Raw genomic sequence first — 26024 nt, 5'->3', positions numbered from 1 at the left:
TATCTATACAAACCATTGATATTTAACTAAATCATCATCTGTCGTTAATGAATTTCCGTTTACTATGATCTGCACGTATCAACATTCCACATATACAAAAATATGTGGAATGTGACAATATAAACACAGTAAAACTACCAAATCATAACTAAAAACAGAACATCTCTCTTAGACTATGGGATTCACCCGTGCCTTTTCGTGACTTAGCCTACCAATAAATTAAAATTTGTAAGCAACACCAACACGGAAATCATTGGTTTTGTAAGAAGTTTCATACTTATCGTTTGAGAATTTCTTTTTACCAAAATCGGAGTAACGATATTCCGCACGGACGATAACATTATTGGTCATGGCAAAATCAACACCAGCGCCAAGAGTATAACCAACCATCGTCTTTGTTTCATCAGACAAGTTACCAGAAGCTATTACTTTTCCTGTACCCTTTTTGGTTATTGATATCGACGTGATATCTTGCAGCTGTGTATAAGCAATACCACCAGCAACATAAGGCATAATACGTTCAGCCGCAAAACCAATCCGTACCCTTGTAGCACCCGCCCACTTTTCTTTAAAAGTGAAACTATGAGAGCGCTTATCACCAACCTCAATTTCATTTTCACCAATATTAATACCAGCGTCTTTCACCATCTTATTAACATAAATCACGTGAACTGGAGTAATCTCATATGCTGGCACTGTTTTCGTATCATTTTTATCAGTCCAAATGATATCTGTATCAACACCTAAAATAAGGCCATTGCCGAGATCAACATTTGAACCCGCATAAATCCCCCCCATAAATCCAGAGAGTTTAGGCAAATAATCATCATGCACCGGAGCATTTTTTCCGTTCGTGAGGATATCCATCTTCGTTTTACTTGAAAAACCGCCAATCTGACCACCAATATAAAAACCTGTCCAAGAAAACGATGGATTCACTATAACCGGTGCAACAGGTGTAGGACTGGGGGGCACAACAACATCTGCTGCATGCGCTGCTGAAGCTGATACAAAAGCGAAAGCAGAAGCTGTTATTAACCATTTCATATTCATAATTTCTCTCCATAGCTAAATATTTGAACACCTAGCCTCATATAGAGCCACAACTCTGGATATCTGTAGTAAAAATAACACACTCATAAAAAAAACAAAATTCCCTCCCCCTTAGCCATTTGATCTGTCATATAAGCTATGGCAACACCGGAATGATCTCTTTTGTCATATTCGCTGTTCTTTCATTTTCATAAAAACATACATTTGATATACCTTTCAAAGCTATAAAAACCCCCTTCGCCTTAACTCTCGCATGACTTTTTACAATGATTTGGTTTGTTAAAAATCGGCATCACCACGGCAAGGACAACAATCACCGCTGCACCCCACGCTGTCTAGCCCCTCTCTAGACAGCGCAAATATATTAACATTGCCGCTTCACTTATTTATAACTCATAGGGCCATTAAATAGACGTGGACGTGGTCTTTGATGTTTAGGTTTTTGGCCTCTTCTTTTAGGTGAATATGATGCAGGTACCAATTCAACCGCTTCCTCTCCTTCGCTATTATCAAAATAAGAAGACTTCGTTTGCGAAAGTTTAGATAACGCACCACTCGGTTGTTTCTGCGAAAAAAGATTTTCAGGAGACACAGTGGAAGGTATTCCCTGTCCTAGTTGAGAAGTTAACAAACTCGCTCCCTGTGCTACAGAGATTGAAAAAAAAGTAGCTAAAGTTGTAATAAAATATTTCATGTGCATAGACCTTTCTCCATATTTTAATATCCATAATGGATTTTACTTGGTACTTTCATTGCAAATTTCCATAGAAAATGAGAGCTTTTCTTTCAAAAATGGAATTTTGGCACTGTGATTTTAAAATAAATGGAAATTGCCAAGCTATGCTGACATACAAACCACTTACTTTGTAATAGATAAGAACACAATGCACTCTTAGATATAAAATCAACGACACAACTGTTTACGCCCTCACTTCTCTAGCAGAGATTTTTCTTATCCTTATCGCTCAATGCATCATATATATTAGCAAGATGGTATAACCATTCTATTTTCTGTCTTAAAACATTGTCACAGCTCTTGGTACTTGAGATAGCCATAAGAAGCATGTTCACTTCTTTCTCCAACAGTTTTTTACCCATACATCAACTCTCCTTATGATATATAGGCAAATGATTTTAATTATTTTTACACTAAACAAATTTGAAATGAGAAAATTTTATGTTACCCAAGGCTCTCATTCAATATACAAAAAAATAAGTTATCATTATAAATCAATATGTTGAAATAAAAACGATATATCAACTCTTCTATCATCCGCATCTAACAGTTTCCTATAAAACTGCCTGTTTTTCGCAAATAAAAGCGGTAGGAAACACAAAACGCGTATCTTTATAAATATTTATCGTGCGATCTTGAACCTACTCATTAAGAGCTGTATCATTAAATACGCTTATCAAAATAAAAAAAAGAACAAAACACCCATGATCTATGGGTGTTTTGTTCTGCTGTATCAAGTTATTTTTCTTACTTTGGTTTTAAAAGATCATTTTTAAAGTTAGCTATGCGCGAAAATATCAACCTCTGCCCATCCTAAAAGATCAAGTTGAGCCCTTATAGGCAAAAATTCAAAACATGCCTTTGCAACATGTTCTCTCTCTTCACGCCTTAGGCGTTCTTCAAATATATCCTTTAAACGATGCAAATATAAAACATCTGAGGCTGCATATTCAATTTGCGCACGTGATAAAGTCTCAGCAGCCCAATCTGAAGATTGCTGCTGTTTAGAAATATTCACATTCAGCAATTCACCACAAATTTCCTTTAATCCATGACGATCTGTGTAAGTACGCGTGAGTTTTGAAGCAATTTTTGTACAAAACACCACATCCGGCATCACGCCAAATGTATGTGCTAAAATAGAAAGATCAAAACGCCCAAAATGAAATATTTTTGTAATTGCCTTATCTTCAAGCAACTTAACCAAATTAGGTGCACTCTTTTGCCCTTTAGCAATCTGTATCACATCAGCACTGCCATCCCCCGGAGAAAGCTGAACAACACATAAACGATCACGATATGGTTGTAGACCTAAAGTCTCGGTATCAATGGCAATGGCATCAATTTGATAATTGTCTAAGTTTGGTAAATCACCTTGATGAACGCGAATCTCAGCCATTTACCCTCCTATTTGCTAAAGCAGCAAGAATACGTGCCCAAGACCGCTGCCCTTTATGAAATGATTTTAGATTATACTTTTCATTAGGTGAATGAATACAGTCATCAGCCAGTCCAAAACCAACCAAAAGAGTTTCCATACCAAGGATTGACTGAAAGTCTGCAACAATTGGAATCGACCCCCCCATACCTATTAAGACAGTAGGACATTCCCACTCTTGTGATAAAGCATTATGAGCTGCCTTGATAAAAGACGAATCATCAGAAAGTTGAAGAGCCGGAGCTGCACCATGACTCTTAAACTCAACTGTACAGTCAGTAGGAATTGAGCTGCGTACATAATTACGCAAAGCTTGGCGTATTTTCTCTGGATCTTGCTTATGGACTAAACGACACGATACTTTTGCGCTCGCTTGAGAAGCAATAACCGTTTTCATCCCTTCCCCTTCGTAGCCTCCACTAATACCATTCATTTCCATGGTAGGACGTGCCCACATAAGCTCTACAATGCATCGCCCTTTTTCACCAGAAGGAATGGAAAGTCCTACGGGACCAAGAAAATTTTCAGCCGTACAATTCAGCGCATTCCATGATTGCAAAAGATGTGGAGGTGTTTCTTCTACCCCATCATAAAAACCAGGAAGTGTCACTCTATTATTTTCATCATGAAGCCCAGCCAAAACTTTAGCTAAAATACGAATGGGATTGGCTGCTACTCCCCCAAAATAACCAGAATGCAAATCTCGATTAGCTGCTGTGATAATAATTTCTTCTGCCATAATTCCCCGAAGAGAAAGAGCAATAGAGGGTGTATTGGCATCCCACATGGATGTATCACAAACTAGGGCATAATCAGCCTTAAGTTCGTCTCTATTTTCTTTCAAAAATGGAATAAGAGAAGGAGAAGCACTTTCTTCTTCACCTTCACATAAAATAGTAACTTTAACAGGAAGCTGACCTGTCTCTTTCTTATATGCGCGGCATGCTTCAACAAAAGTCATGACCTGACCTTTATCATCTGAAGCTCCACGTGCACAAATAACTTTCTCTCCAGCTCTCTCCTTTAAAGAAGGCGTAAATGGATCATCTTCCCATAAATTCAGTGGATCAACAGGTTGAACATCATAATGTCCGTAAAATAATACGTGCAGACAATCATCCGAAGGTCCTGGATGATGTCCAACAACCATTGGATGACCTGGTGTATCACGCCGTGAAGCCTCAAACCCTATACTTTTTAAATCCTCTACTAACCAATCAGCTGCTTTACGACATTCATCCTTATAAGCCGAGTCTGTTGAAATCGATTGAAAACGTAAAAAAGAAAAAAGGCGTTCAAGGCTTTTGTCTATATTTTCATCAAGATGTGTTAATACTTTATTCAACATAAAAAAAAGCCTCCCAATCCTTAATATAATTAAAGAAATGACTTTAAGCTTCTTGTAGGATTTTGCAAGAGATCTTCTTCATTTTTGGCACTGTGAACAATAAAAACTTGAACGCCCTAACTGCAAAATACGTATAATAGGTGTTCCACATTGTAAACAGCCCTTCCCCTCTCGTCCATAAACTGAAAAAGCATGTTGAAAATAACCAAGAGAGCCATCTACATGCATATAATCACGTAAAGAAGATCCACCAGACAAAATAGCCTCAGAAATGACATGGCGTATATTCTGCGCTAAAGAATCTGCATATTCACGTGCACGTATCGTTTTCGAAGCTAATGTATATGCACCACGTTGTGGAGACAAGCGACTACGCCAAAGTGCTTCGCAAACATAAATATTCCCAAGACCCGCAATAATAGACTGATCAAGCAAAACTCCCTTAAGGGATGTTTTTTTATTAACGAAAACCCTTTGTAGATAACAACCAGAAAACGCATGACTGATAGGCTCAATCCCTAGCTTTTTTAAAAGCAGGTGCTCATAAAGCTTACTTGTATCCACTAAAAGCATAAACCCAAAACGACGAACATCGTTATAGGTAAGATGATAAATTTTGCCATCCTTTGCTTGAATATCCATGACAAAATGATCATGCTTAACAAATTTCTTTGTCGTAGAAGATGCTTCTTTTAAAAGGTCATCTTCTATGCGCCATGATCCTGACATTCCTAAATGGCTTAAAATTGTTTCATTTTCTGAAAGATGAAACAATAAATATTTTGCACGCCGACCAAGCTCTATAATTGTCCGACCAACAAGCCGTTCAGAAAACGCCTCAGGAAAAGGAAAACGTAAATCTTTACGATGAAGCGTGACGGATAATATCTTTGCACCAGTTATAACTGGCGCAAGTCCACGACGAACGGTTTCTACTTCAGGAAGTTCAGGCATTGTTTTTTTAATATTATATATTTTCCAACAATGCCATAGAAAAAATACAATATTAAGCCCATTCACCCTTACGAAATACAGGAACTCTTATACCATCTGGCCTAATACCATCAATGTCGATTTCACCAGATCCAATCATCCAGTCAATATGAATGACACTTTTATTACCACCACGCGCAGCAATCTCCTCTGCTGTCAATGATGCTCCATCCAAAAAACACTTGGAATAACACTGCCCTAAAGCGATATGACATGCAGCATTTTCATCAAATAATGTATTATAAAAAAGTAAATCGCTTTTGGAAATTGGTGAAGAATGTGGAACAAGAGCAACTTCGCCCAATCGGCTTGCACCCTCATCACTTTGTAAAACCCGTTGCAAAACTTCCTGCCCTGTTGATGCACGTGCATCAACAATACGCCCTGCTTCAAACCGTACCTCAATATTATCAATCAGTGCTCCTTGATAGGAAAGAGGCTTTGTCGAACGAACAAAACCTTCAACCCTATGAGCATGAGGAGTGGTGAATACTTCTTCTGTTGGAATATTAGGATTGCAGACAACACCATTTTTAGCAACGGATGCACCACCTTGCCATTCATGATCGTCCGCCAAACCCAGCATTAAATCAGTCCCTGGCCCCGTAAAGTGCAAAGCAGAAAAACGCTGCCTATTAAGCCAAGAGGAACGTTCCTTCAAAGTCGCATTATGAATAGCCCATGCCTCTATTGGGTCTTCTTCTGTGACACGTGAAGCAGAAAAAATTGCATCAGCTAATTTTTTAATCGCTTCATGAAGTGGCAGAGAGGGAAAAATCGCCTCAGCCCATCCTGTTGTTGGATAAGAAACAATGGACCAATTCATAGCAAAATTTGTTATTTGTTTAAGAGCCGGCTGGTAAGCCATTGAAGTGGCCTTATTTAAACGTGCAACCTTATCAAAATCTTGATTGGAAAGCAGCAGAGGATTATCACCAACAATCGCTAAACGTGCTGCTCCATTTTCAAAAGCCTTCGCCATTCCCTCATACAGCCAAGAAGGTGCACAATCAAAACTAGCAGTATGGGCATTTTCAAAACGTGTCAGCGATAACATATCATCGCTAAAAAGCGGTGTAATCACACCAGCACCAACCTTATAAGCATGATATGCAATACGCCGAACAAGAGGTAATGCTGAAGCTGGAGCAGTTAAAATAAGATCTTGTCCCTCTTGTAAATTCAGCCCAACTTTTACCGTAACTTCTGCAAGACGATTAAGCATTTCAGGTGAAATTGTCTCATGAATATCAAAGTACATTACCAATATCCTTCTCTTTGGTTGTGAAAAAATTACCGGATTCTGTACTGTTTTTCTAACATTGCAACGATTGCATTTAACTGATCCGATGAAGGCATAGTATAGGCCACTATTGTTTTGCTTTCCTCTTCCTTCTCTATACGATGAGGTGCGGATGTTGGAATGGGAACTTTATTAAGTTGTACGGCAAAAAAAGAGGGAGCATGCACCTCTTTTGCTTGCGCTACTTCTATTAAAGGAGATGTGTTTTGTTTTGCCTCTGTTTTTATTCCTTTATTTGCTAAACTTGCATCCATGAAACTCGCTGTATTTCTTGAGCGTTCTTGAGAAAATGCATAAGCAACATCATAGGGACGATCATTCGTAGGAACTTGAAGAGATCCATCCCGTGAACGCTTTTCATAAAAAGCATTTCCCCCTGCAACACGAACGTAGTGCATATTTGTATAAGGAAAAGATAAACCTGCGGTATGAAAAAACTTAGCATTTTTAAGTTTCTTATCCCGTTCGCCGCGCAAAACAGCATCTGCTGCTTCTCTAACACGGTTCACGGATGCAGGCTCTAGCATAGGACGCGTTAAAACGCCAGGAGCAAACTGTTTGTACTGACCAACAACACCGCAAATCGTTTTTGGATAAGCGCTTGAATTAACACGATTCATAACAACAGTGCCAACAGCAATCATTCCTTCTCGGCTGGTACGGTTTGATTCAAAATACATTGCACGCATCAAGCATTGGCGCTCGGTCAATGGATACATTACTGTCTTCTTATTATCATTTACATTTCCAACATTAAAATGATTTGAAGCACACCCAACAATAACAAACGGCGCTAAAAAACAGTTAACAAAAACAATCAAAAAATTCTTTTTCATCTTATACAACAGATCCCCAACTCTTTGAAGTATTTAAAATCTGAATGTGTTCTAAATCTACCTTCAAAAAAAGTATACGGTTAATTGTTACAACTTAGTAAAATTTTAATACAAGGAGTAACTAAAAGGCATTTATGCTCAATAAAAAATTAAAAACTTAGATTTACAGAGAAATACTGCTGTTATTCATGGAAGCAACCACACAGTATCAATTCTTAAACTTTAAAATCACAATAAAACAATACGCACTCGAGAACTCTTCAACAATTCTCCATACAAGAGAGATTGTAATATTCAAACTTTTTCTATCACTCTCGAAAAAACACGCCCCCCTTTAATACAAATTTAAATATAATGACTAGGAAAACTTCCCCTTTGACTAAAATATGTACAACGATACCACCTCATATCCAAATCTGTCAAATTAAGAATTAAAAATCCATGATATTATCTTGAAAAGCCTTTTAGCTGCTTCTTTACACCTGCCCATAATATCTCTAGCATACTCCGCTTACAGTTATATTGTAAAAAAGCGTTTAATACTTCATATCTTCAAAAAATGTTAATCTCTCTTTTTTTCACCTACTCCAACTTTATAGGTAAGATCATCACGAGGACGTTCAGAAGACATATGATGACCTGTTATAATATAATGCAACATCTCGGCAATATTGGTGACATGGTCACCAATTCTTTCAATATTTTTTAAACAAAAAAGTAAGTGTGTACAAACCGTAATATTACGCATATCTTCCATCATATACGTCAGAAGCTCCCGAAAAAGAGAAGTATACAGAGCATCAATTTTACCATCACGTTCACGTACAGCATCAACACGTTCCAATAAACGGCTCCTATAGGCACTCAACACTTCTTTTAACTGATTAAGTGCTAAAGCTGTAATCGTTTCAAGCCCATGATAAAAAGCTGCAGGTTGACGCGCTTCTGAAAGCGCAACTGTTCGCTTCGCAATATTTTTAGCCATATCTCCAATCCGCTCAAGATCAGAAGAAATACGAATGGCACCAATAATTTCACGCAGATCCACAGCCATAGGTTGGCGTTTGCAAATAATGGTAATCGCTTTCTCATCAATGTCACGTTCTGCTTCATCCAAAAATAAATCATCCGCAATAACTGCCGTCGCAAGTTGAAGATCACTACACACAATCGATGCAACAGAACATTCGATCATGTTTTCTGCATGATTCCCCATTTCTGTAATTCTTGCTTGCAAATATTTGAGTTCTGCATCATAAGAACGGACAGTATGGTTCATAGACATCTCTTATTCTCCTCAATTCACCTACCCAAAACGCCCCGTGATATAATCTTGCGTACGTTGTTCTTTTGGTGAAGTGAAGATCATTTCAGTTGCACCAACTTCTACCAAATGCCCTAAATGAAACATCGCTGTATATTGAGAAACACGTGCTGCCTGCTGCATCGAATGTGTCACAATAACAATTGTATAATTTTGTCGTAATGCATCGATAAGCTCTTCAATACGTGCTGTCGCAATAGGATCAAGAGCTGAACAGGGCTCATCCATCAAAATAACTTCAGGACTAACAGCAATGGCACGTGCAATACACAAGCGCTGTTGCTGTCCTCCTGATAAACTTGTCCCAAGCTCATGAAGACGATCTTTTACTTCTTCAAAAAGACCCGCCTGCCTCAGACTTTTTTCAACAACGTCATGTAATTCGGCACGTGATTTAACTAAACCATGAATGCGTGGACCATAGGCAACATTCTCAAATATCGATTTGGGAAAAGGACTGGGCTTTTGAAAAACCATCCCTACACGGGCGCGCAATTCTACAACATCAATCCGTGAATCATAAATATTTTCTCCATCTAAGGTAATAAGACCCGTTATTTTAGCGCTTTCAATCGTATCATTCATACGATTAAAACAACGCAAAAAAGTCGACTTTCCGCAACCTGAAGGACCTATCAAAGCTGTGACTTGATGTTCAGGAATATCAAGAGTAATACCATGAAGGGCCTCTTTTCCTCCATAAAAAACCTTTACATCTTGACCACGCATCTTAATTTTCATGACAAAATTTACCTTAGTTTAAAATATAAACTCTATCTCTCTTACTGCTTTATAGAAATCACTTTATCTAAATTACTGGCGTCGTTCAAATCGTCGACGTAAAAAAACCGCTGAAATATTCATGATCGCGAGAAAAATCATTAATATGATAATAGCACCAGAAGTCTTTTCAACAAAAGCACGCTCTACTTCACCCGCCCACATAAAAATCTGTACAGGCAAAGCTGTTGCCGGCTCCATAGGAGTGGTCGGAATATTGACCACAAAAGCAACCATGCCAATCAAAAGTAATGGAGCTGTCTCACCTAAAGCCTGAGCTACGCCAATAATCGTACCAGTCAAAATACCAGGAGCAGCTAAGGGAACGACATGGTGAAAAACCACTTGTGTTTTTGATGCTCCAAGCCCTAAAGCAGCAGCACGAATAGAAAGAGGAACAGCACGCAAAGCAGAACGTGTGGCAATAATAATTGTGGGGAGCGTCATAAGAGCTAAAACAAGCCCACCAACTAACGAAGCTGAACGTGGTAGGCCAAAAAAGTTAACAAACACCGCAAGTCCTAACAGACCAAAAACAATGGAAGGGACCGCAGCAAGATTATTGATATTCACTTCAATAAAATCTGTAAATTTATTTTTGCGTGCATATTCTTCCAAATAAACAGCAGTTGCTATTCCTATGGGAAGTGAAATCGCTAAAACTATCGCCATCATGTAAAAAGAGCCTATGATCGCAACACCTAAACCTGCAGTCTCAGGACGACTTGAAGCACCAAAGGTAAAAAAACCAAAATTAAATGTTTTATAAAGTATGCCATCATGCGCTAAGCGTTTCATCCATTCTACTTGGCGATTAGAAACTTTGCGATTTTTTTCTGCGACATGTAAATCAATTTGCCCTTTATAAGCAGAATCAATATCGGCTGCCACTAAGACTTTAATTTTTTGCATTGTACCAATGAGCTTTGGATTCTTGGTCACCATTTCACGCAGTTGAACACGCACACCACTTGAAAACATCCGGTTAACATCCCGCAATGATGCCCGATCATTTTGATCTATACCAAGCTTTTTCACCAAAGCATTGCGGACAAGAAGAGGATAATTAGCCGTTATAAGTACCTGTGGATTTGTTGCACGCTGTCCACTTGGATCAATGATCTTCTCATCCAAATAAATTGATAATGTCATTTCACTGTGAAAAAAAGCTGTATAACCCTGACTGATGATAGACCATAAAAGGGCAAATAAAAAAAACAGACCAATAAAAATGGCAATCATACCATACGCACGGAAACGCCGTTCAGCCCAATATCGGCGTTTGAGTCCAATATTGCGACGAGGAAAAAGAAAATCTTCATTCATTCATATTGTTCCCGATATTTACGTACGATATAAAGAGCAAGAATATTCATCAAAAGAGTCATCACAAAGAGTGTCATCCCTAAAGCAAAAGCAACAAGAGTTTGGGGAGAATTAAACTCAAAATCACCTGTCAATTGATTTACAATTTTTACTGTCATTGTGGTCATTGCTTCGAATGGATTGAGTGTTAAATTCGCAGCAACACCTGCTGCCAAAACCACAATCATCGTCTCTCCAATGGCACGGGATGCTGTTAATAAAATTGCTCCCATTATTCCTGGTAGTGCTGCTGGTATCACGACTTTTTTAATGGTTTCCGATTGCGTTGCTCCTAGACCATAAGAGCCTTCCCGCAAAATACGTGGAACAGCTGTAATAACATCATCTGATAAGGAAGAAACAAAGGGTATCAGCATAATTCCCATCACAACTCCAGCGGTCAAAACACTTTGAGCCATAATAAAACCAGCACCATCAGAAAGAGAAACAGAAAGATCACGTAAAAATGGACCAACAACCTTCAAAGCAAAAAAACCATAAACAATAGTGGGAATACCAGCAAGAACTTCTAGCAAGGGTTTTACTATTGAACGTAAGCGAGACGAAGCATATTCGGCCATATAGAGGGCTGAAAATAATCCTATTGGCACAGCAAAAAGCATGGCTACAAATGCTATATAAAGTGTGCCAGCAAGCAATGGTATTAAACCAAATTGCCCCACACCATCCCCTGAACCACTCGCTGAAAAACGCGGATCCCAAACCGTGCCAAAAAAGAAATTTGAAAAGGATACAGACTGAAAAAAGCTTATTGTTTGAAAAAACATAGAAAGCGCAATGGCTACTGTCGTCAAAACCGCAACAATAGAAGCACAAACCAATCCCATAACAATCAAACATTCAACCTTATTGCGCGCACGCTGATGCGGAGCAACTTGCATAAGTCCACAAATAAAACCAAAGGATGCAATGACAAAAAAAACACTATAACCAATCAACTGGAGCTTTTTAGAGGAAAATATCCATGACTGCGCTATCCTTAAAACATCATCTGATGCTTCATGAGGTAAAATCAATCCTTGCGCTAATAATTGTGCACGCACTTCTTCATATGAAGTATGAGCAAGATCTCCCTCAAAGTGATGAAGCATTTTGACTAAATTTCGAAGCGTCCCCCAAAGTAGGTCGTGATTTAGAAGCCCTGTTATATGCGCACCATATGTCTCAATCTCTCGAGAGGCACTATACTCTAAATAAATTGCACTCCCACTCTCCCAAAAAAGTAAAAAAACAAGCGGTGGAATAACCGTCATGAGAAACGTCCACCAACCGTAATAATACGCACGAGAATGCATCTTGCATTGTGTATATTCCAAAGTGCGTGCCCGCATATAAGAAATACAAAAACCAACAAATCCAAGAAGCAATAACAGAAAAATAATAACGGAAATGTGCATATTGTCTTTCAATTTTTGTAAAAAAGCAGCACAGACAACGTCTACACCAGCAAATCCAAAAAATTATTCCAATGTCATCACTCTACCAGCAGAAAAAGCAGAACGCTGGGCTTGACGCTCCTTTTCAGAAGCCACAATCAAACCATACTCAGCCAAAGGACTATCTGGACCAATCATTTGATCAGAAAGAAAAAAATCAACATATTCCCGTAATCCTGGGACAATAGCTAAATGCGCTTTCTTAACATAGAAAAAAAGGGGACGAGAAATGGGATATTGACCACTAGAGATTGTTTCAACGGTTGGTGCAATACCATTAATATCCGCAACTTTTAGCTTATCAGCATTGTTTTGATAAAAAGATAAACCAAAAACGCCAACTCCTGATTTATTAGAAATGAGACGCGCGAATGTTTCAGAATAATCGCCATCAATATCAATGGCTTTACCATCCTTACGCACAGCAACACACGCAGCATTTATTGCTTTCTCATCCATCCCCAAAGACTTCATCGCATCCACTGCTCCACTCTCTTGACAGCCCGCTTTTAATAGTTTTTCTTCAAAAACTTCACGCGTTCCATGCTTCTCTCCAGGGATATAAGCTGCTATCGTCCAATCAGGAAGAGCACCATTGATTTTGCTCCATTTTGAAACGTCATTGGGTTGCAATTTTCCGTCTTTCATAATTCGAGCAGCAAGTGCCCTATAAACATCTGCTGGCTGTAATTTCCAATCAGGACCATTGATATCTGTTGCAAAAACAATGCCATCATATCCAATGCGTATCTCTTCAACATCTTTGATACCAGCATCAAAACAAGACTGTAATTCACTAGACTTCATTGCCCGAGAAGCATTCACAATATCAATGGCATTCTCCCCGATGCCACGACAAAATTCCTTAATACCAGCTCCTGTCCCACCAGATTCGATAACAGGAACCTTAAACTGAGGGTACATTTCTCCAAATGCCTCAGCAACGATCTTTTGATAAGGTAAAACTGTCGATGAACCTGTCATCTGAATTTGATCACGTGCATTGCTAACATTCACTGATAACAATATCGCGAAAATCAGTCCCACCCCAACTGATAATAATTTGCTCATCTATAAACTCCTTAATGTGAATCAAATTCTCTTAATTTGCAGTACATGACAGTTTTAATTCTAGTTCATATTTGCAGCAGAACAAATATAAAAAATATTATTGATAACTTTTTCTGACAAAATCATGTTTGGATTCTGTGTCTAAATAAATTCAATTTGCACGTTTGGCCTCAATAACATCCCAGAAAAAATGAGCAATATCTGTACCGCAAAAGCGTTTTATTTCACGAATTCCAGTAGGAGATGTCACATTGATTTCTGTTATATAATCTCCAATCACATCAATTCCCACAAAAAGAAGACCACGTTCCTTTAAAGCTGGACCAATACGTTGGCAAATCTCATAATCACGTTTTGTTAAATCAATATTTTCTGCCCCCCCCCCAACATGCATGTTCGAGCGAACATCCGTTTCTGCAGCTATCCGATTGATCGCTCCAACGGGAGTACCATCAAGCAAAATAATTCGTTTATCCCCTTTGCGCACTGCATCTAAATAACGCTGAACAATAAAAGGTTCGCGATAAATTTGTCCAAACATTTCCAAAAGCGATGCTAAATTGCGATCATCCTGTTTTAAATGAAAAACACCAGCACCCCCATTGCCATAAAGTGGTTTCACAATAATATCACCAAATGTGGCTCTAAAAGTCATTATTTCTTCAATATCTTTTGTAATTAAAGTTTCTGGCATCAAATCAGGAAATTCCGTAACAAAAATCTTTTCTGGACTATTGCGCACCCATGCTGGATCATTCACAACAAGAGTCTGAGGATGAATGCGTTCTAACAAATGCGTTGTCGTAATATAATTAAGATCAAAGGGAGGATCCTGCCGTAAAAGAATCACATCCATATCGCTCAATTGCGTACGACATGGCTTGCCTAATTGATAATGATTCCCTTCTTCATCACGTACCATTAATGATTCTAGCCATCCAATCACACAACCATCGCGCATAGATAAACGATCTGGTGTATAATGAAAAAGAGAGTGTCCGCGTTCTTGCGCTGCTAAAGCAAGTGCAAATGTTGTGTCCCCTTGAATCTGAATGGTTGAAATATGATCCATCTGAATAGCGATTTTCATAAATAAAAGCTCCTTATACTAAAAACAGACTGGTCTATGCGCTATAAATTCCGTACATAAAAAGAACTATGACGAGGGAAAGCCTATGATACAAGACACTGACACAAAATTAAGCAGTGAAGAAATTGAACGCTATGCACGTCACATCATTCTGCCTGAAATTGGTGGTGCGGGACAACAAAAGCTTAAAGCCGCACGTGTTCTTGTTGTTGGTGCTGGCGGACTTGGGGCCCCTATCTTAACCTATTTAGCTGCCGCAGGCGTTGGTACTCTTGGAATTGTTGATGATGATATCGTTTCGCTTTCCAATTTACAACGTCAAGTAATTCATAAAACCAGCACAATTCATCAATGTAAAACGGAGAGCGCCACAGCTTTTATAAAAGACATAAACCCCCATGTTAGCGTTGAGAAACATAATATACGCTTGGATAAAAGTAATGTGGATAAACTGCTGAACGCTTACCACATTATTATTGATGGGTGTGATAATTTTACTACACGTTATTTGCTTGCTGATCACGCTGCTCACTGTAAAAAACCTTTAATCAGTGGCGCTGTAGAACGTTTTAGCGGCTCACTGACAGTCCTTATGCCTTATAAAGACAATAATCCTTACTATCGTGACTTCTTCCCAAATCCGCCTGCCCCTGGTGTTGTCCCAACATGTGCTGAAATTGGAATCATCGGCATTTTACCTGGAGTGATCGGAACACTACAAGCCATGGAAGCCATTAAACTGATCACAAATATTGGCGAACCATTAGTAGGTAAAATTCTCTTCTATAATGGATTGTCAGCACAATTTAATATCATTACCTATAAACGGTCAGATTCCAATAAAAATATCCATGCGCCTTAAGAATTTTGGGAAAATGTGATCTTTTCTAATCCACAAACGTGTAACATTCTTACAAAATCTCCTGAAGCCGAAAAAACCAATCTTTTACTGCAAATCACCAAAAGGCTACGAAGCTATTAAACTGATCATAAATATTGGCGAATTATTGTTTAAGACAAATCTTTTCTAGAATGGATGGTCCGTACAATACTCATTCCTATAGGCAACGAAAATGCTTCTGCCATCACATTTTGTGTATAAGAATTTTAGGGATGAGAAAAAATACGACCCGCGGAACCGTATTCAACCATTTCTCCATTAGCATAATAATCACTTGTATGAAAAAGCTTTAACAGCTTTCAAAGCATGACTCATGAATAGATAACTCAAGTGATATTTGAGTTGTAGATGGCGCAAAAAATGAATAATCTGCGCTTGCTTACTTACATTAAGCGAGGATGTTGTTTCATCAAGCATGATAAGGCGTGGCTTAAGAATCATTGTACGTGCAAGATCGATGCGTTGTTTCTGTCCACGAGAAAATTCATGGAAATAACATAGCAGAGAAAAGGAACGAAACAAATCTCATGCAAAGCGTCAATATATCAATAATCTCTTCTCTTTTCATATCCTCACAACTTCTGTTAAAGTTCTTTTCTCTATACTCTAGAATGAAAGTAAAGTTGCCGTTTTTTAGAGAAATCTTAGAAACCGTGTTTGATGAAATAAAGTAAATTCAGCCTTACAGAATTCTGTATGATTTCAGTGCATTGCATTCAGTAATTTACATCATAGAAAAATTTCTGGAGACAAATTTTCCTGTTTCATTCGTAAAATAAATCCTGATTATTTTTCTGATCTCCAAAACTTCAGAAGCAAATATTTTTCAACTGTATTTGTCATATTGTTTTTTTCAAAATAGATTTACCAGAGAGCGACATCCACCTGATGGTGACCAAACCACATAGGAAAAAAGTTAAAGTCGGTAGTATAAGATAACAAGACGGTGAAATTTTTGCAGGAAGAAATGAAATAGCGCTTAACACCGTTATTGAAAATATTCTTCCACTGAAAGATACAGCACCAATAATACCGGAAATATGCCCAGTTTGTTTTTGGGTAAGTTCTGAGAAAAATAGACTCTTTGCTCCTATCGGTACAGTGCAAATAAATCCATGAATTAAAGAAAAGGCGATAATTGCTAGAGCGGTTTGATTGCTATGGACAAAAAAATAAAGAGCAATACACATAAGGGCAGAGAAAAATGAAAAATATTTCATAGTAATCCTTATATTTTTTATCAAGTACGTGATACTTAGACATCAGTAAATTAGAAACATATTGAGCTGAGAAAGCTCCAATATGGCAGAACATAAGTGTCAACATTTGCGAAGTGTTGAGGTGGCTAATCTTTCTACCAGAGAGTATTATTGGCTGCCAGAAGTGATAAATAACTTGAATGCCAGCGCTGAAAAGGCACATCAGCAAAATAAACCATACTCCACCCACGGTGTTTTTAAATACCCAGAGCGTTTCCTTGGCATTTTGCAGAATATTTTTTGTTTTTGGTCCTTCCCTCACAGATGTGTTTTCTTCAGGAACAATAAGAAATATAAAGAAAATTACTCCCATCATGATGCCTGAAATAATATACCCCATAAAATATTGCCTAGAATAATAGATCGTTGCAATTCCTATGATACCACTGATAATGCTGCCGAAAGAGTTTATCTGGTGAGAGAGATGTGCATAATACGAAAAGCGATCTTGTTGATGCCCTAGAGAATGATAAATCCATCCATCAATGGCGCTAGCAATGAGGCAAATTCCTGCTGCATAGAGGATTTGTGCAATGATAAGCGCTATCATATTAGGGGCTTGAAGACAGAGAAGATAAAACAACCCCGTCATAAAAACCCCAACCGTTACTGAATATTTACGCCGATATCTGTCAGCGAAAACAGCACAAGGAAAATCAAGAAGTAAAACGGTTACCGAAAAGGCGACTTGAAGTAAAGCCAATTGGGATAGAGTAACCCCCATAGACATGAGAAAAATAGCATGATAAACACCGATTAACATCCGTACCGCGTGATAAGATCCGTAGGTTACTGCAAGCGTTCGAGATTTGTTCATTGTTTTGTTCCACAAACTTTGCAGTGGGGGATCTTTTTAAAGGAACGCTCTTCTGTGAAAAGCTTGCTACTCCATATTCCTATACGACGATCCGTGGAAAGGAGATCACCATAATTACCCAAAAATTTAAGAGCATCGTTAGTACACATAGCAGCTGAAAGAGCATTCACGGGAGGAAACGTTGCAACTTTAAAATTATGATTAATAGCAACGCAAGCCTCATAGAGTAAACCGTCACTTTTTGGAGGAAGATTTCCTATGGATGAACCACATGCATAGCAACCAGTTTTTCCTGGTATGTAAAAAGGTCCAAACGCAGCTATATCATTGACATACCCAGAATTTATATAAGCTTGTTGATTCTTTACACACCACTCATTTACCCATGGCATCAACTGATCAGGTGTGTCAGCAGAAATAATCCATAAATCAGCTTTGGGTAATTTGTTGATATCCGTTTTGTCCATGATTGACATTTAAGGGAGTTTTTTTAGTGTTTGTGTTTTATAATTTGCTAATTATTTTTATCCAACACACTTATGGGCATATTTTGTTTTATTACTAACAAGAGAGGAAGAAGAAATGGAAAAATATTTGTCACTCATGCACAATTTCCAAGTGCTATTAAATTCAATGCACCCCCACTTCTTTAATGGATAAAATTTGAGTAACATGTTTTTACTCTTAAGAATAAAAACATGCTAACGAGACGATGTAATCTGAAAAATTAAATTGCTTTTTTCAGCATCATTAACCGCATAAATCTTAAAGTGTTAATGGAATATTTTTTATAATAAAAAACTACCGTGTGCTAGTGATAAAACCAACGCGTTAATGACAAATATCTGTATAATTTTGTGTTATATAGCGAATTCCACTATGCAATAAAAGTAGATGGATCGAGTGGATTAAAAATATGTTAAGACCCCAATCTCCTCTCTTTTGAAAGTGCTTTACTTCTGAAATAGTTCATCTTTTGTTGGCTTTGGTTCGCTTTCTTTATTATCCATTGGCAAAGGAACGGGATGATCAGATAAACTGCGTAAATAAAGCAAAAGATCAGCACGATCTTGATCATTTTTTATCCCACGAAAAGACATCGTTGTTCCTGGAAACGCTTTACGTGGTGATTGTAGATAACGATCTAAATTTGCAAAACCCCAGTTTTGATTAGAATTTGCACGCAATGCCCGTGAATAAGCAAAGCTTGGTGACGCGGCTAAAGGACGGTTCACTATGTCCCAAAGCACTGGACCAACACGACCAGCTTCATTGCGTCCCGAGGTATGGCATATAGCACACTGGCGAAAAATTTTACGTCCATTTTCAAGATTACCCCGTTGAAGACGATCATTTAATGACAAAGAAGAGCTCGATGCCTGTTGTTTTTCCTTGTACGTATCAATTTTTGTCACCATATAAGAATGTTGAACCGATGGAGAGTTATCATAGACTATATCGCTAAGTGTGGAAATTCCCAGCAAAACAATCAAGACAAAAAGGCAAGAAACCACAAAATAAACAACAGTTGAGCGATTCATAAAAACTTAAACGTTCATCTTTTCATTACCATTCCCAGTTTAAGCTCTTTCCTTATAACATACAACATTATAAATACGTCACAATAGCATTTGGAACTTTGTAATGGTACTTGAACCAATTATTCTTATTCCCGCCCGTATGGGCTCAACCCGTCTCCCCCAAAAGGCTCTCGCTGAAATTTCTGGAAAGCCTATGATTGTTCATGTTGCGGAACAAGCGAAAAAAGCTGCAATAGGACGGACTCTCGTGGCAACAGATCATAATGACATCGCCAAAGCTGTTACAGCTTATGGACATGAATGTATCATAACATGTGGCGATCATAAATCTGGTTCTGATCGCATTTATGAAGCTTTAATGCGTATTGATCCTGAAAAACATTACAATACCATTTTGAATGTACAAGGTGATCTGCCAACAATAACGCCCAATGAAATTATCAGTGCTTTGCGCCCTTTGGAAAATAGCTGCACTGATATTGCAACCTTGTCTGCTAAAATCAATGAAGAAAATGAAAAGAGAGATCCGAATGTCGTCAAAATTATTGGTTCACCACTTTCTCAAAATCGCCTTCGTGCTCTTTATTTTACCCGCGCAACAGCACCTTATGGAGATGGTCCCCTTTACCATCATATTGGAATATATGCTTACCGGCGTGGAGCACTGGAGAAATTTGTGGCGCTAAAACCTTCTCCACTTGAACAACGCGAAAAACTTGAACAATTACGCGCATTAGAACATAATATGCGTATCGATGTAGAAATCATCGACACTATTCCCTTAAGCGTTGATACGCAAAGTGACCTTGAAAGAGTACGTAAGATTTTAGCATGAAAGCACTTAAGAAAACCAATAAAATCTCTTTCCAAGGGGAATATGGTGCCAATTCTCATATCGCTTGCTCCAATATGTTCCCTGATATGGATGCTGTACCCTCAGCAACATTTGAAGATGCCCTTAACTTAGTGGAAAGCGAGCAAGCTGATCTTGCTATGATCCCTATTGAAAATACTCTTGCTGGCCGTGTTGCGGATATTCATCATCTTTTACCACAATCTTCCCTCTATATTATTGATGAATATTTTTTGCCTATTCATTTTCAACTTATGGTTTTACCTGGCGTTACGCATGATGAAATTAAAACCGTTCATAGCCATACGCATGCCCTAGCACAATGCCGGAAAATCATACGAAAAAATGGCTGGGTACCTGTTGTTTCCCCTGATACCGCTGGAGCTGCAAAATTCATTAAACAAAATGCAACGCGCTCACAAGCCGCTTTGGCTCCTCTCATTGCAGCAGAACTCTATGGACTTGATATTCTTGAAAGAAATGTGGAAGATAACCCTCATAATATTACCCGTTTTGTCATCCTTTCGCGTTCTCAACGCCATGTTTCTAAACCCCAAAATGGTGAAAAAATTATCACTAGCCTTCTTTTTCGCGTGCGTAATGTGCCCGCTGCTCTTTATAAAGCTCTAGGAGGATTTGCCACAAACGGCATCAATATGACAAAATTAGAAAGCTATCAAATTGGTGGAAATTTCAATGCAACACAATTTTTCGTTGACATTGAAGGACATCCTGAAGATCCTATGATGCAACTCGCTCTAGAAGAGCTATCTTTCTTCTCTGCTGAACTTCGCATTATCGGCATTTATCCGGCTCAAAACGATCGCACACCTCTATGAAAACAATTCAATTGTATCACTTTTCATAGACATCGAAGAACATCTTGAAAATTTCATCGTGCAATACGCCTTAGAAAAACCTGCTCTTTTCTTGCTAACATAGCTTTATCATAAACCTTGAAAAAATGAGCTATCACACCACTTCATGGAACACTTTCAATTTTCCGGATAATATTTTCCGCGAATGACGTATATAAGAACATAAATTCGGCAGGAAAAAAAATACAAGCACAAAGGCAAAATTTGCCTTAGCCATCCTATTTCTCCCATACAAAAAGCCCTTCGGAACGATATGCTATCATCTATGGCAATTTATTTTAAAGGAATGCGCGTCAATCTCGTAAAAAGGTTACACAACCATTGAAATTTCTTTTAGAAGACATCAAACACTACCGCTTTTCATTGTTTTGGATTCAAGCAATGTCAAAATAATTTTTTAAGCTAAAAATTACACTTTTTCCCTGTTTCTCATAATAAAATTTGATCTTTTATATTGATGAAAACTCATTTATCATCAATGCTATTTTAGAACAAAAGGGAAAAATAATGAAAAAAATTATCACTCAAGGATTATTCGCCGTCAATATTCTGGCGTGCTCCAATGTTGCATTTGCTGGATTTGGTGAAAAAACGTGGAATTTTGCGCCAAGTGAAAGTGTTACAATTGGTACGCCCGATAAGACAATGCATCAAGGTGTTGAATATGCTTGCAAAGCATTTAAACCTAAAAAAGCATCCTTTTCTTTATCGTACTCTTCCCCTTCTGACTTGGACAAACTTAAAATTGTTGCAGATGATGCAAAGAAAATAAAACATGATAAAGAACATAAACTCTTTACTCTCAAAGCTGTCGAATCCCTCGATATCAGTTTCCCTCCATCAGGACATTATACTTTTAAAAATATTACTAAGAAAAAAATTATCGGGATAGACTGTGATACAGGAGATTATAATTAATAATATTTCCAACAATATCTAGGCTTGTGTAAATTTATAAAAATGTTGAAGTAAGCCTTTTTTCAAAATCAAGCGTGGTAAATTATCAACGCTTGATTTTTGGGGAAATTAAACTTTATGCTTGATTCGTAAAATCAAGCTGTTCAGAAAACTAAAAAAACTGAATAGTGAACGTCTTTTGCTGCTAATATATTGTTTTGTCTTTGTGTATCAGAGTATTTTAAAATGAGAATATTGCATTCATCCTTGCCATGAAGATCATCTTCAAATGCTATATCTCTAAAACATATCCATAATAAAATATTTGCTTTGAGATTGTCAGTATATGCCACATCTTGCAAAACGTAATCACAAAAAATAGCAAATATGTTCTGTTAACAGTCAAATAAACAGCAAACACCATAGAAAAAACTTAGATCTATTTGATTTCTAAGCCTGCTAAAACGCGTAATTATACTGCATTTTTGTTCACATCCATTTAAACTTAATCTCCCCCAAAAATGAACTTCATTTTCTCAACTGTTCAAGAATCTATGAACTCTTTAAAGTGATATAATATCGATCACACTGCACTATTGAAACAAACAATATTTTCTCCAATTTTAACTTATTAAAATCGCCTATATACTCCTTTTTGCTCCTGCATTTGTTATCATGCCTTGAGAAAATATGATAACGCGTTTTATAAGGTATAACTTGCTGTTTTTATTAAGTTTTATAAGTTGCGCAATGTAAAATTAACGACCTCCTCGCATCTCAAAAGACGAAGTTTCTTCTCCATATCGCTTTGTAAACAATCAAGCTTCTTATCTCACGGTTGCCACCTGTTAACCATTCAATGTATTTTATTCCTACAAGGATCTACATGCAAGCCCTACCCTCAATATTCACACCACTGCTTAAAGATCCTTAATGTATAATTACATACCTTATATCAACACACTCTAAATCACAGCGTTTTATAGTATAACTGGATAAAGCTTTGTAGAATTTTCAAACATGTGCCTATTCGCGTGGAGATTCTCAGCATATTGCTTCTCATAATTTTTTTGCATGCTTTAAGTCTTCTTCAAACAAACCATTTTAAATTTTCACCGACGTGCCAACAATTCATATTGCAATGGATGAAAAGATTTCATTGTGAAATTCTTGTGATAAGCATAAACTTCTTTGCTTCAAAAAAAATTAAAAAAATAAATTCCCCTCCCTTAAACAAACTTTCGTCAATAAACATCTCCTTAATGTCGAATAAAATAACCATCTTGTTCATAGCCAATCAAATAGAATATACTCTTCCAATAAAATTGATAAATCTCCATCTTCTTTGTCGTCCATAATACAAGAATGGAGTATAAAGGAAAAATTCTTCGTTGTTCGCTGAATATTTCTTGTTTCTTAGCTTGATTTTTCATTTTAAATCGACAATATGAGCATGGGAGGTTGGTGATGGACGAACTGCTCGCCAACCGGGTCAGGTCTGGAAAGAAGCAGCCCCAACGAGTTTTGGTACGGGTCATTGTACCAACCTCCTACTTCGCTCTATAAATTACGTTTCTGTTGTTTCTTAGTGAAGTGTTTTCAATTTTCAAAGCAGCGTTGTGTATGAAGTAAGTAAAGGATGTTGGGCTGTCTTTTAGAAAGTTGTCCTCTTCTTCAAAAAATAAATTGATTGAGAAAAAATCCTTTTATATTAAACTATGATATTAATCTGTGCCTTCGTATTATCGAACTATACGCATAAAGAGCTCCAAAGTTGGAATCGTTGATGGAAAATATGCCGGTAGAAACAACCTATCGTGTTCTTGCTCGCAAATATCGGCCTCAAAATTTCTCTGACCTTATTGGTCAAGAAGCTATGGTACGTACCCTTACAAATGCCTTTGAAACAGGTCGCATTGCACAAGCGTGGATGCTAACAGGAATTCGTGGCGTTGGCAAAACAACCACAGCGCGTATTTTGGCACGTGCACTCAACTACAAAACAAAAGATATTGACCAACCAACAACCGTATTAAATACACTTGGTGAACATTGCACACAAATCATTGAAGGACGCCATATCGATGTTATAGAAATGGATGCGGCTTCACATACGGGTATTGATGATATTCGTGAAATCATTGAACAAATACGTTACCGTCCTGTTTCTGCTCGCTATAAAGTTTATATTATTGATGAAGTGCATATGCTCTCAACGCAGGCATTTAATGGTCTCTTGAAAACACTTGAAGAACCACCAGCGCATGTCAAATTTATTTTTGCAACGACAGAAATTCGCAAAGTTCCTATTACCATTCTTTCACGTTGTCAGCGCTTTGACTTACGACGTGTTGAAGCAAAAGTTTTGAGTACACATTTGCACCAAATTGCAAAATATGAAAAGGTAGAAGTGGAAAAGCAAGCGCTCTCCATGATTGCTCGTGCTGCAGAAGGCTCTGTACGTGATGCGCTGTCCATTTTTGATCAAGCAATTGCTCACAGTAATGGAAATGTCAGTGCTGTTGCAGTGCGTGCAATGCTAGGGCTAGCCGATCAGGCACGTATTATTGATCTTTTTGAATTCATCATGAAGGGCAATGTCGTAAATGCCTTGCATGAATTACGTAGCCAATATGATGCAGGTGCTGATCCCCTCACAATATTGACAGAATTAGCCGATTTCAATCATCTGGTGACACGTCTGCGTTTTACTCCAGAAATAGCCCAAGACCTCTCATTGACCGAAGAGGAACGCTTAAGAAGCTTAAGCTTTTCACAAAAACTTTCTGTCCCTGTATTATCTCGAAACTGGCAAATGTTACTTAAAGGTTTACAAGAAGTGAGTCAGACAGCCCACCCTCTTCAAGCAACCGAAATGTTACTCATTCGCCTTGCTCACACTGCGGATTTACCCACTCTTGATGAAGCCTTAAAAAAGCTTAGCCAAGAAAAAACATCTCTCACAATCGTCCCAAACTCATCTCACCAAGAGTCTACAAATACAAAAGTAACAACTCTATATACCGATTCTTCCCAAAGTATTTCAAATACGCCAGCCAATCAATCGGATTTAAAACCATCTGTGGTCAAACAACTTAGCCACTCCTTACAAGAAAAAGAGACAGTTAAAACTCAAGTTTTTGAAAGCACCAACACTTCTGAGATAATAGAAACTCTTGAAACTTCAAAGTCTGCTAAGTTTTCTGAAGATATTACGCATTTATCAGATTCCTCTAAGAAGAGTGCAGAAGAAATTACAGTATCGCAAACCACTGTTATTAATTCCTTGCACGATATTGTTAAATTAGCTGAACAATATAATGAGATTCCTTTCAAACTCCTTATTAAAGAATTTGTGCATCCTGTTTCCTTTCAACCAGGGCATATTACCTTGAGGCTTTCTGAAGATGCTCCACATTCACTTGTTCGTGATATAGAAAAAATGCTTTTTCAATGGACCCAAAAACGTTGGACTGTAACCTTTGTCAGTGAAGGGGGAGGACCAACCTTACAGGAAGAAAGTATAGCTGTCCAAAAGACTCTTTTTTCCAATGCAGAAACAGATCCTGATATTGCAAAAATACTTAACCATTTTCCAGAAGCGAAAATTGTCGATATTCGCCTGAATAAACAAGAAAATGACCTTGATTTACCATCTAATAGCTTTAAAAATGTTGATACTTTTGAAAATGAAAGTGAAACTAATGATGAATAAGGATCCCCATTCCTATGCGTGACATGATGAGCGTGATGAAAAAAGCCAAAGAAATGCAAGAAAAAATGCAAACAATTCAGGAGGAACTGAAAAAAATTGAAGTCATGGGTTCTGCTGGAGGAGGACTTGTCAGCATTACTTTAAATGGCCAAAATATTATAACAGCGATTCACATTGATCCTTCTCTACTCACACCTGAGGAAGTTGAAGTCCTTGAAGATCTTATTATGGCAGCCTATAATGAAGCCAAAGCAAAAATGGAAGTCATTGTAGCAGAAAAAACCAAAAGCATAACAGCAGGATTACCGCTTCCTCCAGGTTTCAAACTACCATTTTAATGAAGCAGATTTTATTTAATCCCATGGGACA

22 protein-coding genes, 1 other RNA gene and 1 pseudogene are annotated in these 26024 nt (G+C 37.8%); 7 read left to right on the top strand and 17 right to left on the bottom strand.

Going from position 1 to position 26024, the window contains the following annotated elements; genetic code table 11:
- Nucleotides 1-219: 219 nt before the first annotated feature.
- The 13 genes from PVV64_RS03870 to gshB form a co-directional block, all read right to left on the bottom strand.
- Nucleotides 220-1053 carry an outer membrane protein gene (locus PVV64_RS03870; protein ID WP_273759895.1) on the bottom strand — a complete coding sequence of 278 codons (834 nt, stop codon included), beginning with the start codon at nucleotides 1051-1053 and terminating at the stop codon, nucleotides 220-222.
- Nucleotides 1054-1435: 382 nt separating this feature from the next.
- A complete protein-coding gene (locus PVV64_RS03865) occupies nucleotides 1436-1747 on the bottom strand; it encodes a hypothetical protein (RefSeq protein ID WP_273759894.1) in 312 nt (103 codons plus the stop codon).
- An 820-nt stretch (nucleotides 1748-2567) separates the two neighbouring features.
- A complete protein-coding gene (locus tag PVV64_RS03860; RefSeq protein WP_273759893.1) occupies nucleotides 2568-3188 on the bottom strand; it encodes a ribonuclease D in 621 nt (206 codons plus the stop codon).
- Nucleotides 3181-4575: a M20/M25/M40 family metallo-hydrolase gene (locus tag PVV64_RS03855; RefSeq protein ID WP_273759892.1), complete on the bottom strand. Its 1395-nt coding sequence runs from the start codon at nucleotides 4573-4575 to the stop codon at nucleotides 3181-3183. The genes PVV64_RS03860 and PVV64_RS03855 overlap by 8 nt, the downstream gene beginning before the upstream one ends.
- Nucleotides 4576-4653: 78 nt before the next feature.
- Nucleotides 4654-5529: a bifunctional DNA-formamidopyrimidine glycosylase/DNA-(apurinic or apyrimidinic site) lyase gene (gene mutM, locus PVV64_RS03850; RefSeq protein WP_273759891.1), complete on the bottom strand. Its 876-nt coding sequence runs from the start codon at nucleotides 5527-5529 to the stop codon at nucleotides 4654-4656.
- A 52-nt stretch (nucleotides 5530-5581) separates the two neighbouring features.
- The gene (locus PVV64_RS03845; RefSeq protein WP_273759890.1) at nucleotides 5582-6829 is read right to left on the bottom strand and encodes an aminopeptidase; all 1248 of its coding nucleotides are present in this window, start codon (nucleotides 6827-6829) and stop codon (nucleotides 5582-5584) included.
- 32 nt (nucleotides 6830-6861) lie between these two features.
- Complete coding sequence (locus PVV64_RS03840) at nucleotides 6862-7707, bottom strand: cell wall hydrolase (RefSeq protein WP_273759889.1); 846 nt, start codon at nucleotides 7705-7707, stop codon at nucleotides 6862-6864.
- 562 nt (nucleotides 7708-8269) lie between these two features.
- Entirely contained in the window at nucleotides 8270-8992 is a 723-nt protein-coding gene (phoU, locus tag PVV64_RS03835) for a phosphate signaling complex protein PhoU (RefSeq protein ID WP_273759888.1), read from the bottom strand.
- Nucleotides 8993-9013: 21 nt separating this feature from the next.
- Nucleotides 9014-9772, bottom strand: coding sequence for a phosphate ABC transporter ATP-binding protein PstB (gene pstB / locus PVV64_RS03830; protein WP_273759887.1), 759 nt, complete (start codon nucleotides 9770-9772; stop codon nucleotides 9014-9016).
- A 72-nt stretch (nucleotides 9773-9844) separates the two neighbouring features.
- Entirely contained in the window at nucleotides 9845-11137 is a 1293-nt protein-coding gene (gene pstA, locus PVV64_RS03825; protein WP_273759886.1) for a phosphate ABC transporter permease PstA, read from the bottom strand.
- Nucleotides 11134-12594: a phosphate ABC transporter permease subunit PstC gene (gene pstC / locus PVV64_RS03820; RefSeq protein WP_273759884.1), complete on the bottom strand. Its 1461-nt coding sequence runs from the start codon at nucleotides 12592-12594 to the stop codon at nucleotides 11134-11136. Before pstC ends, pstA begins: the two co-directional genes overlap by 4 nt.
- Nucleotides 12595-12657: 63 nt before the next feature.
- A complete protein-coding gene (locus tag PVV64_RS03815; protein WP_273759883.1) occupies nucleotides 12658-13704 on the bottom strand; it encodes a PstS family phosphate ABC transporter substrate-binding protein in 1047 nt (348 codons plus the stop codon).
- Nucleotides 13705-13855: 151 nt separating this feature from the next.
- Complete coding sequence (gene gshB, locus PVV64_RS03810; RefSeq protein WP_273759881.1) at nucleotides 13856-14794, bottom strand: glutathione synthase; 939 nt, start codon at nucleotides 14792-14794, stop codon at nucleotides 13856-13858.
- An 85-nt stretch (nucleotides 14795-14879) separates the two neighbouring features.
- Here gshB and PVV64_RS03805 point away from each other — a divergent pair, with 85 nt between their 5' ends.
- Complete coding sequence (locus PVV64_RS03805; protein ID WP_273759880.1) at nucleotides 14880-15656, top strand: molybdopterin-synthase adenylyltransferase MoeB; 777 nt, start codon at nucleotides 14880-14882, stop codon at nucleotides 15654-15656.
- Nucleotides 15657-15965: 309 nt separating this feature from the next.
- Here the strand turns inward: PVV64_RS03805 and PVV64_RS03800 are convergent, their stop codons facing one another.
- The 4 genes and pseudogenes from PVV64_RS03800 to PVV64_RS03785 all read right to left on the bottom strand — a co-directional run bounded on the left by PVV64_RS03800 (nucleotide 15966) and on the right by PVV64_RS03785 (nucleotide 19312).
- Nucleotides 15966-16217 (bottom strand): ATP-binding cassette domain-containing protein, encoded by a 252-nt coding sequence (locus tag PVV64_RS03800; RefSeq protein ID WP_273759879.1) that lies wholly within the window; start codon nucleotides 16215-16217, stop codon nucleotides 15966-15968.
- Between the two features lie 317 nt (nucleotides 16218-16534).
- Nucleotides 16535-17771 (bottom strand): annotated as a pseudogene (locus PVV64_RS03795) (MFS transporter).
- A complete protein-coding gene (locus PVV64_RS03790; RefSeq protein ID WP_273759878.1) occupies nucleotides 17768-18238 on the bottom strand; it encodes a ThiF family adenylyltransferase in 471 nt (156 codons plus the stop codon). The pseudogene PVV64_RS03795 and the gene PVV64_RS03790 overlap by 4 nt, the downstream one beginning before the upstream one ends.
- 486 nt (nucleotides 18239-18724) lie before the next feature.
- Complete coding sequence (locus PVV64_RS03785; RefSeq protein ID WP_273759877.1) at nucleotides 18725-19312, bottom strand: cytochrome c family protein; 588 nt, start codon at nucleotides 19310-19312, stop codon at nucleotides 18725-18727.
- Nucleotides 19313-19415: 103 nt separating this feature from the next.
- On the opposite strand from PVV64_RS03785, the gene PVV64_RS03780 reads away from it, so the two are divergent.
- The 6 genes from PVV64_RS03780 to PVV64_RS03755 all read left to right on the top strand — a co-directional run bounded on the left by PVV64_RS03780 (nucleotide 19416) and on the right by PVV64_RS03755 (nucleotide 25993).
- Nucleotides 19416-20147: a 3-deoxy-manno-octulosonate cytidylyltransferase gene (locus PVV64_RS03780; RefSeq protein WP_273759876.1), complete on the top strand. Its 732-nt coding sequence runs from the start codon at nucleotides 19416-19418 to the stop codon at nucleotides 20145-20147.
- Nucleotides 20144-21004: a prephenate dehydratase gene (locus tag PVV64_RS03775; RefSeq protein ID WP_273759875.1), complete on the top strand. Its 861-nt coding sequence runs from the start codon at nucleotides 20144-20146 to the stop codon at nucleotides 21002-21004. The genes PVV64_RS03780 and PVV64_RS03775 overlap by 4 nt, the downstream gene beginning before the upstream one ends.
- Nucleotides 21005-21550: 546 nt before the next feature.
- Complete coding sequence (locus tag PVV64_RS03770) at nucleotides 21551-21961, top strand: hypothetical protein (RefSeq protein WP_273759874.1); 411 nt, start codon at nucleotides 21551-21553, stop codon at nucleotides 21959-21961.
- A gap of 1435 nt (nucleotides 21962-23396) precedes the next feature.
- Nucleotides 23397-23494, top strand: an RNA gene (gene ffs / locus PVV64_RS03765) — signal recognition particle sRNA small type.
- A gap of 232 nt (nucleotides 23495-23726) precedes the next feature.
- Nucleotides 23727-25655: a DNA polymerase III subunit gamma/tau gene (locus tag PVV64_RS03760; RefSeq protein ID WP_273759873.1), complete on the top strand. Its 1929-nt coding sequence runs from the start codon at nucleotides 23727-23729 to the stop codon at nucleotides 25653-25655.
- A gap of 14 nt (nucleotides 25656-25669) precedes the next feature.
- On the top strand, nucleotides 25670-25993 hold the full coding sequence (locus PVV64_RS03755; protein ID WP_273759872.1) for a YbaB/EbfC family nucleoid-associated protein: 324 nt from the start codon (nucleotides 25670-25672) through the stop codon (nucleotides 25991-25993).
- Nucleotides 25994-26024 lie beyond the last annotated feature (31 nt).

This window comes from Bartonella sp. ML70XJBT.G, assembly GCF_028618575.1.
Taxonomy (GTDB): domain Bacteria; phylum Pseudomonadota; class Alphaproteobacteria; order Rhizobiales; family Rhizobiaceae; genus Bartonella.
The sequence above is the reverse complement of the archived record's forward strand: the minus strand, read 5'-3'. Positions and strand labels throughout refer to the sequence as shown.